Genomic DNA, 13,021 nt, shown 5'->3' on the forward strand with positions numbered 1-13,021 from the left:
CCCTGATCCACCCGATCGCGATGGACGACGGTCTGCGTTTCGCAATCCGTGAAGGCGGCCGTACCGTTGGCGCGGGCGTTGTTGCTAAAGTTCTGGGCTAATATTTAGTTCTGAATTAAAAAGGGCGCTAAGGCGCCCTTTTTGCTGTCTGCTATTTGCATGAAGCAGCACAGTGACTGACAGCAAAGAGATTAAACGCCTATTTAATAAACAGCCTATTGTAATCATAACTATTCTCATTTACACTTTGTCTGTAAGTTGAACGGGAGTATATATGTACGTTTGTCTGTGTAATGGTGTGAACGATAAAAAAATTCGTCAGGCTGTGCGCCAATTCAATCCTCAGTCTTTTCAGCAGCTGCGGAAATTTATTCCCGTTGGAAATCAATGTGGTAAGTGCGTTCGTGCAGCACGAGAAATTATGGAAGATGAATTAACCCGCATGCCGGAATATCAAGAGATCGCCTGAAGTCTCTCAGCTTTACTTTGACATCCCTATAGCCCGAACTACGCTTCAATAAGTGGAAGCGGAGGGACTATATAATGAAAGGTGATGTCAAAATCATAAGTTATCTCAATAAATTATTGGGAAATGAGCTAGTCGCAATTAATCAATACTTTCTCCATGCGAGAATGTTCAAGAACTGGGGCCTGATGCGCCTCAATGATGTCGAGTATCACGAATCTATCGATGAAATGAAGCATGCCGATAAATATATCGAGCGCATTTTATTTCTCGAAGGGATCCCGAACCTGCAGGATCTCGGCAAACTCCGCATCGGAGAGGACGTCGAGGAGATGCTGCAATCCGACCTGAGGCTGGAACTGGAAGGGGCGAAGGATCTACGAGAAGCCATCGCCTATGCTGACAGCGTCCACGACTACGTCAGCCGTGATATGTTAATCACCATCCTCGCCGATGAAGAAGGCCATATCGACTGGCTGGAAACCGAGCTGGATTTGATAGGTAAAATTGGTCTGCAAAATTATCTTCAGTCGCAGATTAAAGTGGCTGACTAAAAAACGTCTGCCAACCACATAGCAAACCCGCTGTGGCCAGGAAAGGGCCGAAAGGCAGCGGGTTGCGTAATGCCTGCCTATGTTTGCCGCACAGCATCAGAACCGTTACGGCAGCGCAGGCGAGAATCGTTGCTATAAGAACGAGCTGCGGTAAAACTCTCCATCCCTGCCATGCCCCTAGTGCGGCGAGAAATTTGACATCGCCGTAGCCGATGCCTTCACGCCCGCGTATTCCCCTGTAGAGCCAATAGATCAACGCAAAGGCCAGATAGCCTGCTATCGCTCCCCAGACTGCATGCTGCAGATTGGCTGGTGACATACACAGATAATAAAGCAACCCGCCCCACAGCAGAGGGCAGGTAAATTTATCGGGTAGCAAGCCATAGCGCAGATCGTGCCAACAAAGCGTGAGTAATAACCCGCCATAAATAATAAAGAATGCCAAAGTCGCTATCATCGATGGTTTCCATGTGGTGGTCCTGGGTACCGAGTGTGATGCAGGAGCCGAGCCTCTGACAAAAGGCAATAAACAGGAATGGATGTCCCGCTCCAGAGTATTTGTCGGCCTTTCATGGCATTGCGACGGGCGTGGAAGTGAGCTCGCAGAAACAAGTGATGATTTTGTACGCAGCCCTTGCGTTGTCGCTGAATTTGCGTATAATGCGCGGGCCTGTCAAAGTTGACGGCCGGTTCGATATGAACCCTGGTAGCAGCAACACGCTACCAAACAATGTTCCCAATTGGGGAACTATGTAAGAACGGTTACACTCTCCCATCAATCGTAATGGGTATGAGGAGTAACCATTTCGTCTATAAAATAATTGGAGCTCTGGTCTCATGCAGAACCAAAGAATCCGTATCCGCCTTAAAGCGTTTGATCATCGTCTGATCGATCAATCAACCGCGGAAATCGTCGAGACTGCTAAGCGCACTGGTGCGCAAGTCCGTGGTCCGATCCCGCTGCCGACCCGCAAAGAGCGCTTTACCGTTCTGATCTCTCCGCACGTTAACAAAGACGCGCGCGATCAGTACGAAATCCGCACTCATAAGCGTCTGGTTGACATCGTTGAGCCAACTGAAAAAACCGTTGATGCTCTGATGCGTCTGGATCTGGCTGCCGGTGTAGACGTGCAGATCAGCCTGGGTTAATCAGGTCATCGAGCGATTGAGAGGTTGAAACAATGATTGGTTTAGTCGGTAAAAAAGTGGGCATGACCCGCATCTTCACTGAAGATGGCGTATCTATCCCAGTAACCGTAATCGAAGTTGAAGCAAACCGCGTTACTCAGGTTAAAGATCTGGCTAACGATGGCTACCGTGCCGTTCAGGTGACCACTGGTGCTAAAAAAGCTAACCGTGTAACCAAACCGGAAGCGGGTCACTTCGCTAAAGCTGGCGTAGAAGCTGGCCGTGGTCTGTGGGAATTCCGTCTGGCTGACGGCGAAGAGTTCACCGTAGGTCAGGACATTAGCGTTGAGCTGTTTGCTGACGTTAAAAAAGTTGACGTAACCGGTACCTCTAAAGGTAAAGGTTTTGCTGGTACCGTTAAGCGCTGGAACTTCCGTACCCAGGACGCTACTCACGGTAACTCCTTGTCTCACCGCGTTCCGGGTTCTATCGGTCAGAACCAGACTCCGGGCAAAGTGTTCAAAGGCAAGAAAATGGCAGGTCAGCTGGGTAACGAACGTGTCACCGTTCAGAGCCTGGACGTAGTACGTGTTGACGCTGAGCGCAACCTGCTGCTGGTTAAAGGCGCGGTCCCGGGTGCAACCGGTAGCGACCTGATCGTTAAACCAGCTGTGAAGGCGTAAGGGGATAGCAATGGAATTAGTATTGAAAGACGCGCAGAGCGCGCTGACTGTTTCCGAAACTACCTTCGGTCGTGATTTCAACGAAGCGCTGGTTCACCAGGTTGTAGTTGCTTATGCAGCTGGTGCTCGTCAGGGTACTCGTGCTCAGAAGACTCGTGCTGAAGTAACTGGTTCAGGCAAAAAGCCGTGGCGCCAGAAAGGTACCGGCCGTGCGCGTTCAGGTTCTATCAAGAGCCCGATCTGGCGTTCAGGTGGCGTGACCTTCGCTGCGCGTCCGCAGGACCACAGTCAAAAAGTTAACAAAAAGATGTACCGCGGCGCGCTGAAAAGCATTCTGTCCGAACTGGTACGTCAGGATCGTCTGATCGTTGTCGAATCTTTCTCTGTAGAAGCGCCTAAAACTAAGCTGCTGGCACAGAAACTGAAAGACATGGCTCTGGAAGATGTGCTGATCATCACCGGTGAGCTGGACGAGAACCTGTTCCTTGCTGCGCGCAACCTGCACAAGGTTGACGTACGTGATGCAACTGGTATCGACCCGGTTAGCCTGATCGCCTTCGACAAAGTCGTAATGACTGCTGATGCTGTTAAGCAAGTTGAGGAGATGCTGGCATGATTCGTGAAGAACGTCTGCTGAAGGTGCTGCGCGCACCGCACGTTTCTGAAAAAGCGTCTACTGCGATGGAAAAAACTAACACCATCGTTCTCAAAGTTGCTAAAGACGCGACCAAAGCAGAGATCAAAGCTGCTGTGCAGAAACTGTTTGAAGTCGAAGTCGAAGTCGTTAACACCCTGGTTGTTAAAGGGAAAGTTAAACGTCACGGACAGCGTATCGGTCGTCGTAGCGACTGGAAAAAAGCTTACGTCACCCTGAAGGAAGGCCAGAATCTGGACTTCGTCGGCGGCGCTGAGTAAGTCGGAGGAGTAATACAATGGCAGTTGTTAAATGTAAACCGACATCTCCGGGTCGTCGCCACGTTGTTAAAGTGGTCAACCCAGAGCTGCACAAGGGCAAACCTTTTGCTCCGCTGGTTGAAAAAAACAGCAAATCCGGTGGTCGTAACAACAATGGCCGTATCACCACCCGTCATATCGGTGGTGGTCACAAACAGGCCTACCGTATTGTTGACTTCAAACGCAACAAAGATGGTATCCCGGCAGTTGTTGAACGTCTTGAGTACGATCCGAACCGCTCCGCGAACATCGCGCTGGTTCTGTACAAAGACGGTGAGCGCCGTTACATTCTGGCCCCTAAAGGCCTGAAAGCTGGCGACCAGATTCAATCTGGCGTTGATGCTGCAATCAAAGCAGGCAACACCCTGCCGATGCGCAATATCCCGGTTGGTTCTACCGTTCATAACGTAGAAATGAAACCAGGTAAAGGCGGTCAGCTGGCTCGTTCCGCTGGTACTTACGTTCAGATCGTTGCTCGCGATGGTGCTTATGTCACCCTGCGTCTGCGTTCTGGTGAAATGCGTAAAGTCGAAGCAGACTGCCGCGCTACTCTGGGCGAAGTTGGCAATGCTGAGCATATGCTGCGCGTTCTGGGTAAAGCAGGTGCTGCACGCTGGCGTGGTGTTCGTCCTACCGTTCGCGGTACTGCGATGAACCCAGTCGACCACCCACATGGTGGTGGTGAAGGTCGTAACTTTGGTAAGCACCCGGTAACTCCGTGGGGCGTTCAGACCAAAGGTAAGAAGACCCGCAGCAACAAGCGTACTGATAAATTCATCGTACGTCGCCGTAGCAAATAATTTTAGAGGATAAGCCATGCCACGTTCTCTCAAGAAAGGTCCTTTTATTGACCTGCACTTGCTGAAGAAGGTAGAGAAAGCGGTGGAAAGCGGAGACAAGAAGCCCCTGCGCACTTGGTCCCGTCGTTCAACGATCTTTCCTAACATGATCGGTTTGACCATCGCTGTCCATAATGGTCGTCAGCACGTTCCAGTTTTTGTTTCCGACGAAATGGTTGGTCACAAACTGGGTGAATTCGCACCGACTCGTACTTATCGCGGCCACGCTGCTGATAAAAAAGCGAAGAAGAAATAAGGTAGGAGGAAGAGATGGAAACTTTAGCTCAACATCGCCATGCTCGTTCTTCTGCTCAGAAGGTTCGCCTTGTTGCTGACCTGATTCGCGGTAAGAAAGTGTCGCAGGCCCTGGATATTCTGACCTACACCAATAAGAAAGCTGCTGTACTGGTCAAGAAGGTACTGGAATCTGCCATTGCTAACGCTGAACACAACGATGGCGCTGACATTGATGATCTGAAAGTTGCGAAAATTTTCGTAGACGAAGGCCCGAGCATGAAGCGCATTATGCCGCGTGCTAAAGGTCGTGCAGATCGCATCCTGAAGCGCACCAGCCACATTACTGTGGTTGTGTCCGATCGCTGAGACTCTGGAGACTAGCAATGGGTCAGAAAGTACATCCTAATGGTATTCGCCTGGGTATTGTAAAACCATGGAACTCAACCTGGTTTGCGAACACCAAAGAATTCGCTGACAACCTGGACAGCGATTTTAAAGTACGTCAGTACCTGACTAAGGAACTGGCGAAAGCGTCTGTATCTCGCATCGTTATCGAGCGTCCGGCTAAAAGCATCCGTGTGACCATTCACACTGCTCGCCCGGGTATCGTTATCGGTAAGAAAGGCGAAGACGTAGAAAAACTGCGCAAGGTCGTCGCGGATCTCGCTGGCGTGCCTGCACAGATCAATATTGCCGAAGTTCGTAAGCCTGAACTGGACGCTAAATTGGTTGCTGACAGCATCACTTCTCAGCTGGAACGTCGCGTTATGTTCCGTCGTGCTATGAAGCGTGCTGTACAGAACGCAATGCGTCTGGGCGCTAAAGGTATCAAAGTTGAAGTTAGCGGCCGTCTGGGCGGCGCGGAAATCGCACGTACCGAATGGTACCGTGAAGGTCGCGTACCGCTGCACACTCTGCGTGCTGACATCGACTACAACACCTCTGAAGCGCACACCACTTACGGTGTAATCGGCGTTAAGGTATGGATCTTCAAAGGTGAGATCCTGGGTGGTATGGCTGCTGTTGAACAACCGGAACCGGCTGCTCAACCTAAAAAGCAGCAGCGTAAAGGCCGTAAATAAGGAGCGTCGCTGATGTTACAACCAAAGCGTACAAAATTCCGTAAAGTGCACAAAGGCCGCAACCGTGGTCTGGCGCAGGGTACGGATGTTAGCTTCGGCACTTTCGGTCTGAAAGCTGTTGGCCGTGGTCGTCTGACTGCACGTCAGATCGAAGCAGCACGTCGTGCTATGACCCGTGCAGTTAAGCGTCAAGGTAAGATCTGGATCCGTGTATTCCCGGACAAACCGATCACCGAGAAGCCGCTGGAAGTTCGTATGGGTAAAGGTAAAGGTAACGTGGAGTACTGGGTTGCCTTGATTCAGCCGGGTAAAGTCCTTTATGAAATGGACGGCGTACCGGAAGAGCTGGCCCGTGAAGCATTCGGCCTGGCAGCAGCGAAACTGCCGATCAAAACCACCTTTGTAACTAAGACGGTGATGTAATGAAAGCAAAAGAGCTGCGTGAAAAAAGCGTTGAAGAGCTGAACGCTGAGCTGCTGAACCTGCTGCGTGAGCAGTTCAACCTGCGTATGCAGGCTGCAAGTGGCCAGCTGCAACAGACTCATCTGCTGAAGCAAGTGCGTCGTGATGTTGCACGCGTTAAGACTTTACTGACTCAGAAGGCGGGTGCGTAATGACCGATAAAATCCGTACTCTGCAAGGTCGCGTGGTTAGCGACAAAATGGAGAAATCCATTGTTGTTGCTATCGAACGTATGGTGAAACACCCGGTATACGGCAAATTCATCAAGCGTACGACCAAACTGCACGTACATGACGAGAACAACGAATGCGGTATCGGCGACGTGGTTGAAATCCGCGAATGCCGTCCGCTGTCCAAGACTAAGTCCTGGACGCTGGTTCGCGTTGTAGAGAAAGCGGTTCTGTAATAGAGTACGCATTCTCGATACGGATAAACGGCTCAGCGATGAGCCGTTTATTTTTTCTACCCATATCTGATTTGCGGTGTTATAATGCCGCGCCCTCGATATGGGGCTTTTTTAACGACCCTATTTTTGGGTCTCAGTAGTAGTTGACATTAGCGGAGCACTAAAATGATCCAAGAACAGACTATGCTGAACGTCGCCGACAACTCCGGTGCACGTCGCGTAATGTGTATCAAGGTTCTGGGTGGCTCGCACCGTCGCTACGCAGGCGTAGGCGACATCATCAAGATCACCATCAAAGAAGCAATTCCGCGTGGTAAGGTCAAAAAAGGTGATGTGCTGAAGGCGGTAGTGGTGCGCACCAAGAAGGGTGTTCGTCGCCCGGACGGTTCTGTCATTCGCTTCGATGGTAATGCATGCGTTATTTTAAACAATAACAGCGAGCAGCCCATCGGTACGCGTATTTTTGGGCCGGTAACTCGTGAACTTCGTAACGAGAAGTTCATGAAAATTATCTCTCTGGCCCCAGAAGTACTCTAAGGAGCGAATCATGGCAGCGAAAATCCGTCGTGATGACGAAGTTATCGTGTTAACCGGTAAAGATAAAGGTAAACGCGGTAAAGTTAAGAATGTCTTGTCTTCCGGCAAGCTCATTGTTGAAGGTATCAACCTGGTTAAGAAACACCAGAAGCCGGTTCCGGCTCTGAACCAACCAGGCGGCATCGTTGAAAAAGAAGCTGCTATTCAGGTTTCTAACGTTGCAATCTTCAATGCGGCAACCGGCAAGGCTGACCGTGTAGGCTTTAGATTCGAAGACGGCAAAAAAGTCCGTTTCTTCAAATCTAACAGCGAAACTATCAAGTAATTTGGAGTAGTACGATGGCGAAACTGCATGATTACTACAAAGACGAAGTAGTTAAAAAACTCATGACTGAGTTTAACTACAATTCTGTCATGCAAGTCCCTCGGGTCGAGAAGATCACCCTGAACATGGGTGTTGGTGAAGCGATCGCTGACAAGAAACTGCTGGATAACGCAGCAGCCGATCTGACAGCAATCTCCGGTCAAAAACCGCTGATCACCAAAGCACGCAAATCAGTTGCAGGCTTCAAAATCCGTCAGGGCTATCCGATCGGCTGTAAAGTAACTCTGCGTGGCGAACGCATGTGGGAGTTCTTTGAGCGCCTGATCACTATTGCTGTACCGCGTATCCGTGACTTCCGTGGCTTGTCCGCTAAGTCTTTCGACGGTCGTGGCAACTACAGCATGGGTGTCCGTGAGCAGATCATCTTCCCAGAAATCGACTACGATAAAGTCGACCGCGTTCGTGGTTTGGATATTACCATTACCACTACTGCGAAATCTGATGAAGAAGGCCGCGCTCTGCTGGCTGCCTTTGACTTCCCGTTCCGCAAGTAAGGTAGGGTTACTTAATGGCTAAGCAATCAATGAAAGCACGCGAAGTAAAGCGCGTGGCTTTAGCTGATAAATTCTTCGCTAAACGCGCTGAACTGAAAGCTATCATCTCTGATGTGAACGCAACCGACGAAGATCGTTGGAATGCTGTTCTCAAGCTGCAGACTCTGCCGCGTGATTCCAGCCCGTCTCGTCAGCGTAATCGCTGCCGTCAAACAGGTCGTCCGCATGGTTTCCTGCGGAAGTTCGGGTTGAGCCGTATCAAGGTCCGTGAAGCCGCAATGCGCGGTGAAATCCCGGGTCTGAAAAAGGCTAGCTGGTAATTGTCACCAATTGAATCACGGGAGTAAAGACAGATGAGCATGCAAGATCCGATCGCGGATATGCTGACCCGTATCCGTAACGGTCAGGCCGCGAATAAAGCTGCGGTCACCATGCCTTCCTCCAAGCTGAAAGTGGCAATTGCCAACGTGCTGAAGGAAGAAGGCTTTATTGAAGATTTTAAAGTTGAAGGCGACATCAAGCCGGAACTGGAACTGACTCTTAAGTATTTCCAGGGTAAAGCTGTTGTAGAAAGCATTCAGCGTGTCAGCCGCCCAGGTCTGCGCATCTACAAACGTAAAGATGAGCTGCCGAAAGTTATGGCGGGTCTGGGTATCGCGGTTATTTCTACCTCTAAAGGTGTTATGACCGATCGTGCAGCGCGCCAGGCTGGTCTTGGTGGCGAAATTATCTGCTACGTAGCCTAATCGGAGGAAAAAATGTCTCGTGTTGCTAAAGCACCGGTCGTTGTTCCTGCCGGCGTTGATGTAAAAATCAACGGTCAGGTTATTACGATCAAAGGTAAAAACGGCGAGCTGACTCGTACCCTCAACAATGCTGTTGAAGTTAAACATGCAGAAAATGCTCTGACCTTCGGTCCGCGTGATGGTTTCGTGGATGGATGGGCTCAGGCTGGTACCGCGCGTGCCCTGCTGAACTCAATGGTTGTTGGTGTTACCGAAGGCTTCACTAAAAAGCTTCAGCTGGTTGGTGTAGGCTATCGTGCAGCGGTCAAAGGGGATGTAGTAAACCTGGCTTTAGGTTTCTCTCATCCTGTTGAGCATAAACTGCCGGCCGGTATCACTGCAGAATGTCCGACTCAAACTGAAATCGTGCTGAAAGGCGCTGATAAGCAGGTGATCGGCCAGGTTGCAGCAGATCTGCGCGCCTACCGTCGTCCTGAGCCTTATAAAGGTAAGGGTGTTCGTTACGCCGACGAAGTCGTGCGTACCAAAGAGGCTAAGAAGAAGTAAGGTAACACTATGGATAAGAAATCTGCTCGTATCCGTCGTGCGACCCGCGCACGCCGCAAGCTCCAGGAGCTGGGTGCAACTCGCCTGGTGGTACATCGTACCCCGCGTCATATTTACGCACAGGTAATTGCACCGAACGGTTCTGAAGTTCTGGTAGCTGCTTCTACTGTAGAAAAAGCTATCGCTGAACAACTGAAGTACACCGGTAACAAAGACGCGGCAGCAGCTGTGGGTAAAGCTGTTGCTGAACGCGCTCTGGAAAAAGGCATCAAAGATGTTTCCTTTGACCGTTCCGGGTTCCAATATCATGGTCGTGTCCAGGCACTGGCAGATGCTGCCCGTGAAGCTGGCCTTCAGTTCTAAGGTAGAGGTGTAAGATGGCTCACATCGAAAAACAAGCTGGCGAACTGCAGGAAAAGCTGATCGCGGTTAACCGCGTATCTAAAACCGTTAAAGGTGGTCGTATTTTCTCCTTCACAGCTCTGACTGTAGTTGGTGACGGTAACGGTCGCGTTGGTTTTGGTTACGGTAAAGCGCGTGAAGTTCCAGCAGCGATCCAGAAAGCGATGGAAAAAGCCCGTCGCAATATGATTAACGTCGCGCTGAACCACGGCACCCTGCAGCACCCGGTTAAAGGTGTTCACACGGGTTCTCGTGTATTCATGCAGCCAGCTTCCGAAGGTACCGGTATCATCGCCGGTGGTGCAATGCGCGCCGTTCTGGAAGTTGCTGGAGTTCATAACGTTCTGGCCAAAGCATATGGTTCCACCAACCCGATCAACGTGGTTCGTGCAACTATTGATGGCCTGGAAAATATGAATTCTCCAGAAATGGTCGCTGCCAAGCGTGGTAAATCCGTTGAAGAAATTCTGGGGAAATAAACCATGGCAAAGACTATTAAAATTACTCAAACCCGCAGTGCAATCGGTCGTCTGCCGAAACACAAGGCAACGCTGCTTGGCCTGGGTCTGCGTCGTATTGGTCACACCGTAGAGCGCGAGGATACTCCTGCTGTTCGTGGTATGGTCAACGCGGTTTCCTTCATGGTTAAAGTTGAGGAGTAAGAGATGCGTTTAAATACTCTGTCTCCGGCCGAAGGCTCCAAAAAGGCGGGTAAACGCCTGGGTCGTGGTATCGGTTCTGGCCTCGGTAAAACCGGTGGTCGTGGTCACAAAGGTCAGAACTCTCGTTCTGGTGGTGGCGTACGTCGCGGTTTCGAAGGTGGTCAGATGCCTCTGTACCGTCGTCTGCCGAAATTCGGCTTCACTTCTCGTAAAGCGATGATCACCGCAGAAGTTCGTCTGTCTGATCTTGCTCACGTAGAAGGCGATGTTATCGACCTGAACACGCTGAAAGCGGCTAACATTATCGGTATCCAGATCGAATTCGCGAAAGTGATCCTGTCTGGTGAAGTATCTCGTCCGGTAACTGTTCGTGGCCTGCGCGTGACTAAAGGTGCTCGTGCTGCTATCGAAGCTGCTGGCGGTAAAATTGAGGAATAAGTAGCAGATGGCTAAGCAACCGGGATTAGATTTTCAAAGTGCCAAAGGTGGGATTGGCGAACTGAAGCGCAGACTGTTGTTTGTAATCGGTGCGTTGATTGTGTTCCGTATTGGCTCTTTTATTCCGATCCCTGGTATTGATGCCGCTGTACTTGCCAAACTGCTTGAGCAACAGCGAGGCACCATCATTGAAATGTTCAACATGTTCTCTGGTGGTGCTCTCAGCCGTGCTTCTATCTTTGCGTTGGGTATCATGCCGTATATTTCGGCATCGATCATTGTCCAGCTGCTGACGGTTGTTTATCAGCCGTTAGCGGAGCTGAAGAAAGAAGGGGAGTCTGGTCGTCGTAAGATCAGCCAGTACACCCGCTACGGTACTCTGGTGCTGGCGATATTCCAGTCGATCGGTATTGCTACCGGTCTGCCGAATATGCCTGGTATGCAGGGCCTGGTGATTAATCCAGGCTTTGCATTCTATTTCACCGCTGTTGTTAGTCTGGTCTCAGGAACGATGTTCCTGATGTGGCTCGGCGAACAGATTACTGAGCGCGGTATCGGAAACGGTATCTCAATCATTATCTTCGCCGGTATCGTTGCGGGTCTCCCGCCGGCCATCGCCCATACTATCGAGCAAGCGCGTCAAGGCGACCTGCACTTCCTCCTGTTGCTGTTGGTTGCAGTATTAGTATTTGCAGTGACCTTCTTTGTTGTCTTTGTAGAGCGTGGTCAACGCCGCATTGTGGTAAACTACGCTAAACGTCAACAGGGTCGTCGTGTCTATGCTGCACAGAGCACACATTTACCGCTGAAAGTGAATATGGCAGGGGTTATCCCGGCAATCTTCGCTTCCAGTATTATTCTGTTCCCGGCTACCATTACATCATGGTTCGGGGGCGGTACTGGTTGGAACTGGCTGACAACAATTTCGCTGTATTTGCAGCCTGGGCAACCGCTTTATGTGTTACTCTATGCGTCTGCAATCATCTTCTTCTGTTTCTTCTACACGGCGTTGGTTTTCAACCCGCGTGAAACAGCAGATAACCTGAAGAAGTCCGGTGCATTTGTACCAGGAATTCGTCCGGGAGAGCAAACGGCGAAGTATATCGATAAAGTAATGACTCGCCTGACTTTGGTCGGTGCGTTATACATCACTTTTATCTGCCTGATCCCGGAGTTCATGCGTGATGCAATGAAAGTACCGTTCTACTTTGGTGGGACCTCACTGCTTATCGTTGTTGTCGTGATTATGGACTTTATGGCTCAAGTGCAAACTCTGATGATGTCGAGTCAGTACGAGTCTGCATTGAAGAAGGCGAACCTGAAAGGCTACGGCCGCTAACAGGTCGCTCGAGAAGTTACGGAGAGTAAAAATGAAAGTTCGTGCTTCCGTCAAGAAATTATGCCGTAACTGCAAAATCGTTAAGCGTGATGGCGTCATCCGCGTGATTTGCAGTGCCGAGCCGAAGCATAAACAGCGCCAAGGCTGATTTATTCGCATATTTTTCTTGCAAAGTTGGGTTGAGCTGGCTAGATTAGCCAGCCAATCTTTTGTATGTCTGTACGTTTCCATTTGAGTATCCTGAAAACGGGCTTTTCAGCATGGTGCGTACATATTAAATAGTAGGAGTGCATAGTGGCCCGTATAGCAGGCATTAACATTCCTGATCACAAACATACCGTAATCGCATTAACTGCTATTTTCGGTATCGGCAAGACCCGCTCTAAAGCCATCTGTGCTGACACGGGTATCGCTGAAAATGTTAAGATCAGTGAGCTGTCTGAAGAACAAATTGAATCCCTGCGTGAAGCGGTTGGTAAATTTGTCGTTGAAGGTGATCTGCGCCGTGAAATCACCCTGAGCATCAAGCGTCTGATGGACCTTGGTTGCTATCGTGGTTTACGCCATCGTCGTGGTCTTCCGGTTCGCGGTCAGCGTACTAAGACCAACGCACGTACCCGTAAGGGTCCGCGTAAACCGATCAAGAAATAGTCGGGGTGAT

At 50.2% G+C, this 13,021-nt stretch carries 28 protein-coding genes; 27 read left to right on the forward strand and 1 reads right to left on the reverse strand.

Translation table 11 applies throughout. The features are described from left to right. From ABLU87_RS26160 to bfr, 3 genes are all read left to right on the forward strand, one after another. A partial coding sequence (locus ABLU87_RS26160; protein WP_072082104.1) for an elongation factor Tu occupies positions 1–101 on the forward strand: 101 nt, incomplete at its 5' end. Positions 102–274: 173 nt separating this feature from the next. After that, entirely contained in the window at positions 275–469 is a 195-nt protein-coding gene (gene bfd, locus ABLU87_RS26165; RefSeq protein WP_004125913.1) for a bacterioferritin-associated ferredoxin, read from the forward strand. 74 nt (positions 470–543) lie between these two features. Then, positions 544–1,020: a bacterioferritin gene (gene bfr, locus ABLU87_RS26170; protein ID WP_004125910.1), complete on the forward strand. Its 477-nt coding sequence runs from the start codon at positions 544–546 to the stop codon at positions 1,018–1,020. Here bfr and ABLU87_RS26175 read toward each other — a convergent pair. Then, a complete protein-coding gene (locus ABLU87_RS26175; RefSeq protein WP_014839668.1) occupies positions 1,004–1,477 on the reverse strand; it encodes an A24 family peptidase in 474 nt (157 codons plus the stop codon). The two genes, bfr and ABLU87_RS26175, sit on opposite strands and share 17 nt — an antisense overlap. Positions 1,478–1,857: 380 nt before the next feature. Here ABLU87_RS26175 and rpsJ point away from each other — a divergent pair, with 380 nt between their 5' ends. From rpsJ to rpsM, 24 genes are all read left to right on the forward strand, one after another. Continuing rightward, positions 1,858–2,169, forward strand: a complete 312-nt coding sequence (rpsJ, locus tag ABLU87_RS26180) for a 30S ribosomal protein S10 (RefSeq protein ID WP_001181005.1) — start codon at positions 1,858–1,860, stop codon at positions 2,167–2,169. Positions 2,170–2,201: 32 nt separating this feature from the next. After that, on the forward strand, positions 2,202–2,831 hold the full coding sequence (gene rplC / locus ABLU87_RS26185; protein ID WP_004106354.1) for a 50S ribosomal protein L3: 630 nt from the start codon (positions 2,202–2,204) through the stop codon (positions 2,829–2,831). A 10-nt stretch (positions 2,832–2,841) separates the two neighbouring features. After that, positions 2,842–3,447 (forward strand): 50S ribosomal protein L4, encoded by a 606-nt coding sequence (rplD, locus tag ABLU87_RS26190; RefSeq protein WP_003031119.1) that lies wholly within the window; start codon positions 2,842–2,844, stop codon positions 3,445–3,447. Beyond that, the gene (rplW, locus tag ABLU87_RS26195; protein WP_000617546.1) at positions 3,444–3,746 is read left to right on the forward strand and encodes a 50S ribosomal protein L23; all 303 of its coding nucleotides are present in this window, start codon (positions 3,444–3,446) and stop codon (positions 3,744–3,746) included. The genes rplD and rplW overlap by 4 nt, the downstream gene beginning before the upstream one ends. Before the next feature lie 17 nt (positions 3,747–3,763). Further along, on the forward strand, positions 3,764–4,585 hold the full coding sequence (gene rplB, locus ABLU87_RS26200; RefSeq protein ID WP_000301869.1) for a 50S ribosomal protein L2: 822 nt from the start codon (positions 3,764–3,766) through the stop codon (positions 4,583–4,585). A gap of 16 nt (positions 4,586–4,601) precedes the next feature. Then, entirely contained in the window at positions 4,602–4,880 is a 279-nt protein-coding gene (gene rpsS, locus ABLU87_RS26205; protein ID WP_001138115.1) for a 30S ribosomal protein S19, read from the forward strand. 14 nt (positions 4,881–4,894) lie between these two features. Further along, a complete protein-coding gene (rplV, locus tag ABLU87_RS26210) occupies positions 4,895–5,227 on the forward strand; it encodes a 50S ribosomal protein L22 (RefSeq protein ID WP_002919773.1) in 333 nt (110 codons plus the stop codon). Positions 5,228–5,244: 17 nt separating this feature from the next. Further along, entirely contained in the window at positions 5,245–5,943 is a 699-nt protein-coding gene (rpsC, locus tag ABLU87_RS26215) for a 30S ribosomal protein S3 (RefSeq protein ID WP_004106350.1), read from the forward strand. Between the two features lie 12 nt (positions 5,944–5,955). Then, entirely contained in the window at positions 5,956–6,366 is a 411-nt protein-coding gene (rplP, locus tag ABLU87_RS26220; protein ID WP_002919759.1) for a 50S ribosomal protein L16, read from the forward strand. Further along, positions 6,366–6,557: a 50S ribosomal protein L29 gene (rpmC, locus tag ABLU87_RS26225; protein WP_002919754.1), complete on the forward strand. Its 192-nt coding sequence runs from the start codon at positions 6,366–6,368 to the stop codon at positions 6,555–6,557. Before rplP ends, rpmC begins: the two co-directional genes overlap by 1 nt. After that, positions 6,557–6,811: a 30S ribosomal protein S17 gene (rpsQ, locus tag ABLU87_RS26230; protein WP_004106347.1), complete on the forward strand. Its 255-nt coding sequence runs from the start codon at positions 6,557–6,559 to the stop codon at positions 6,809–6,811. The genes rpmC and rpsQ overlap by 1 nt, the downstream gene beginning before the upstream one ends. A gap of 165 nt (positions 6,812–6,976) precedes the next feature. Beyond that, on the forward strand, positions 6,977–7,348 hold the full coding sequence (gene rplN / locus ABLU87_RS26235) for a 50S ribosomal protein L14 (RefSeq protein ID WP_000613954.1): 372 nt from the start codon (positions 6,977–6,979) through the stop codon (positions 7,346–7,348). A gap of 10 nt (positions 7,349–7,358) precedes the next feature. Next, positions 7,359–7,673, forward strand: a complete 315-nt coding sequence (gene rplX / locus ABLU87_RS26240) for a 50S ribosomal protein L24 (RefSeq protein ID WP_004106345.1) — start codon at positions 7,359–7,361, stop codon at positions 7,671–7,673. 14 nt (positions 7,674–7,687) lie between these two features. Then, the gene (rplE, locus tag ABLU87_RS26245; protein ID WP_001096202.1) at positions 7,688–8,227 is read left to right on the forward strand and encodes a 50S ribosomal protein L5; all 540 of its coding nucleotides are present in this window, start codon (positions 7,688–7,690) and stop codon (positions 8,225–8,227) included. 14 nt (positions 8,228–8,241) lie between these two features. Further along, positions 8,242–8,547 (forward strand): 30S ribosomal protein S14, encoded by a 306-nt coding sequence (gene rpsN / locus ABLU87_RS26250; RefSeq protein ID WP_002919667.1) that lies wholly within the window; start codon positions 8,242–8,244, stop codon positions 8,545–8,547. A 33-nt stretch (positions 8,548–8,580) separates the two neighbouring features. Next, positions 8,581–8,973: a 30S ribosomal protein S8 gene (rpsH, locus tag ABLU87_RS26255; protein WP_004106343.1), complete on the forward strand. Its 393-nt coding sequence runs from the start codon at positions 8,581–8,583 to the stop codon at positions 8,971–8,973. Between the two features lie 12 nt (positions 8,974–8,985). After that, the gene (gene rplF, locus ABLU87_RS26260) at positions 8,986–9,519 is read left to right on the forward strand and encodes a 50S ribosomal protein L6 (protein ID WP_025107523.1); all 534 of its coding nucleotides are present in this window, start codon (positions 8,986–8,988) and stop codon (positions 9,517–9,519) included. A 9-nt stretch (positions 9,520–9,528) separates the two neighbouring features. Then, on the forward strand, positions 9,529–9,882 hold the full coding sequence (rplR, locus tag ABLU87_RS26265) for a 50S ribosomal protein L18 (protein ID WP_000358960.1): 354 nt from the start codon (positions 9,529–9,531) through the stop codon (positions 9,880–9,882). 14 nt (positions 9,883–9,896) lie between these two features. Continuing rightward, positions 9,897–10,400 (forward strand): 30S ribosomal protein S5, encoded by a 504-nt coding sequence (gene rpsE / locus ABLU87_RS26270; protein WP_004106339.1) that lies wholly within the window; start codon positions 9,897–9,899, stop codon positions 10,398–10,400. Between the two features lie 3 nt (positions 10,401–10,403). Further along, the gene (rpmD, locus tag ABLU87_RS26275) at positions 10,404–10,583 is read left to right on the forward strand and encodes a 50S ribosomal protein L30 (protein ID WP_001140434.1); all 180 of its coding nucleotides are present in this window, start codon (positions 10,404–10,406) and stop codon (positions 10,581–10,583) included. Positions 10,584–10,586: 3 nt separating this feature from the next. Continuing rightward, positions 10,587–11,021, forward strand: a complete 435-nt coding sequence (gene rplO / locus ABLU87_RS26280; protein ID WP_004106336.1) for a 50S ribosomal protein L15 — start codon at positions 10,587–10,589, stop codon at positions 11,019–11,021. Between the two features lie 7 nt (positions 11,022–11,028). Then, positions 11,029–12,360 carry a preprotein translocase subunit SecY gene (gene secY, locus ABLU87_RS26285; protein WP_004106334.1) on the forward strand — a complete coding sequence of 444 codons (1,332 nt, stop codon included), beginning with the start codon at positions 11,029–11,031 and terminating at the stop codon, positions 12,358–12,360. 31 nt (positions 12,361–12,391) lie between these two features. Beyond that, positions 12,392–12,508 (forward strand): 50S ribosomal protein L36, encoded by a 117-nt coding sequence (rpmJ, locus tag ABLU87_RS26290; RefSeq protein ID WP_000868187.1) that lies wholly within the window; start codon positions 12,392–12,394, stop codon positions 12,506–12,508. Between the two features lie 146 nt (positions 12,509–12,654). Next, positions 12,655–13,011 (forward strand): 30S ribosomal protein S13, encoded by a 357-nt coding sequence (gene rpsM / locus ABLU87_RS26295; RefSeq protein WP_004106333.1) that lies wholly within the window; start codon positions 12,655–12,657, stop codon positions 13,009–13,011. The last annotated feature ends 10 nt before the right edge of the window (positions 13,012–13,021 follow it).

The organism is Klebsiella sp. CB_Kp196 (assembly GCF_040061575.1).
Taxonomy (GTDB): Bacteria; Pseudomonadota; Gammaproteobacteria; order Enterobacterales; family Enterobacteriaceae; genus Klebsiella; species Klebsiella michiganensis.

What these genes read in the sequence shown, in the direction of transcription:
- rplB (WP_000301869.1), top strand. Translation starts at nt 3,764, where the DNA reads ATGGCAGTTGTTAAATGTAAACCGACATCTCCGGGTCGTCGCCACGTT.
- rpmD (WP_001140434.1), top strand. Translation starts at nt 10,404, where the DNA reads ATGGCAAAGACTATTAAAATTACTCAAACCCGCAGTGCAATCGGTCGT.
- rplE (WP_001096202.1), top strand. Translation starts at nt 7,688, where the DNA reads ATGGCGAAACTGCATGATTACTACAAAGACGAAGTAGTTAAAAAACTC.
- rpsH (WP_004106343.1), top strand. Translation starts at nt 8,581, where the DNA reads ATGAGCATGCAAGATCCGATCGCGGATATGCTGACCCGTATCCGTAAC.
- ABLU87_RS26175 (WP_014839668.1), bottom strand. Translation starts at nt 1,477, where the DNA reads ATGATAGCGACTTTGGCATTCTTTATTATTTATGGCGGGTTATTACTC.
- rplD (WP_003031119.1), top strand. Translation starts at nt 2,842, where the DNA reads ATGGAATTAGTATTGAAAGACGCGCAGAGCGCGCTGACTGTTTCCGAA.
- rpsC (WP_004106350.1), top strand. Translation starts at nt 5,245, where the DNA reads ATGGGTCAGAAAGTACATCCTAATGGTATTCGCCTGGGTATTGTAAAA.
- rpsJ (WP_001181005.1), top strand. Translation starts at nt 1,858, where the DNA reads ATGCAGAACCAAAGAATCCGTATCCGCCTTAAAGCGTTTGATCATCGT.
- rplN (WP_000613954.1), top strand. Translation starts at nt 6,977, where the DNA reads ATGATCCAAGAACAGACTATGCTGAACGTCGCCGACAACTCCGGTGCA.
- rpmJ (WP_000868187.1), top strand. Translation starts at nt 12,392, where the DNA reads ATGAAAGTTCGTGCTTCCGTCAAGAAATTATGCCGTAACTGCAAAATC.
- rplX (WP_004106345.1), top strand. Translation starts at nt 7,359, where the DNA reads ATGGCAGCGAAAATCCGTCGTGATGACGAAGTTATCGTGTTAACCGGT.
- rplR (WP_000358960.1), top strand. Translation starts at nt 9,529, where the DNA reads ATGGATAAGAAATCTGCTCGTATCCGTCGTGCGACCCGCGCACGCCGC.
- rpsQ (WP_004106347.1), top strand. Translation starts at nt 6,557, where the DNA reads ATGACCGATAAAATCCGTACTCTGCAAGGTCGCGTGGTTAGCGACAAA.
- rplO (WP_004106336.1), top strand. Translation starts at nt 10,587, where the DNA reads ATGCGTTTAAATACTCTGTCTCCGGCCGAAGGCTCCAAAAAGGCGGGT.
- rplF (WP_025107523.1), top strand. Translation starts at nt 8,986, where the DNA reads ATGTCTCGTGTTGCTAAAGCACCGGTCGTTGTTCCTGCCGGCGTTGAT.
- secY (WP_004106334.1), top strand. Translation starts at nt 11,029, where the DNA reads ATGGCTAAGCAACCGGGATTAGATTTTCAAAGTGCCAAAGGTGGGATT.
- rplP (WP_002919759.1), top strand. Translation starts at nt 5,956, where the DNA reads ATGTTACAACCAAAGCGTACAAAATTCCGTAAAGTGCACAAAGGCCGC.
- rplW (WP_000617546.1), top strand. Translation starts at nt 3,444, where the DNA reads ATGATTCGTGAAGAACGTCTGCTGAAGGTGCTGCGCGCACCGCACGTT.
- bfd (WP_004125913.1), top strand. Translation starts at nt 275, where the DNA reads ATGTACGTTTGTCTGTGTAATGGTGTGAACGATAAAAAAATTCGTCAG.
- rplV (WP_002919773.1), top strand. Translation starts at nt 4,895, where the DNA reads ATGGAAACTTTAGCTCAACATCGCCATGCTCGTTCTTCTGCTCAGAAG.
- rpsE (WP_004106339.1), top strand. Translation starts at nt 9,897, where the DNA reads ATGGCTCACATCGAAAAACAAGCTGGCGAACTGCAGGAAAAGCTGATC.
- bfr (WP_004125910.1), top strand. Translation starts at nt 544, where the DNA reads ATGAAAGGTGATGTCAAAATCATAAGTTATCTCAATAAATTATTGGGA.
- rpmC (WP_002919754.1), top strand. Translation starts at nt 6,366, where the DNA reads ATGAAAGCAAAAGAGCTGCGTGAAAAAAGCGTTGAAGAGCTGAACGCT.
- rpsN (WP_002919667.1), top strand. Translation starts at nt 8,242, where the DNA reads ATGGCTAAGCAATCAATGAAAGCACGCGAAGTAAAGCGCGTGGCTTTA.
- rplC (WP_004106354.1), top strand. Translation starts at nt 2,202, where the DNA reads ATGATTGGTTTAGTCGGTAAAAAAGTGGGCATGACCCGCATCTTCACT.
- rpsS (WP_001138115.1), top strand. Translation starts at nt 4,602, where the DNA reads ATGCCACGTTCTCTCAAGAAAGGTCCTTTTATTGACCTGCACTTGCTG.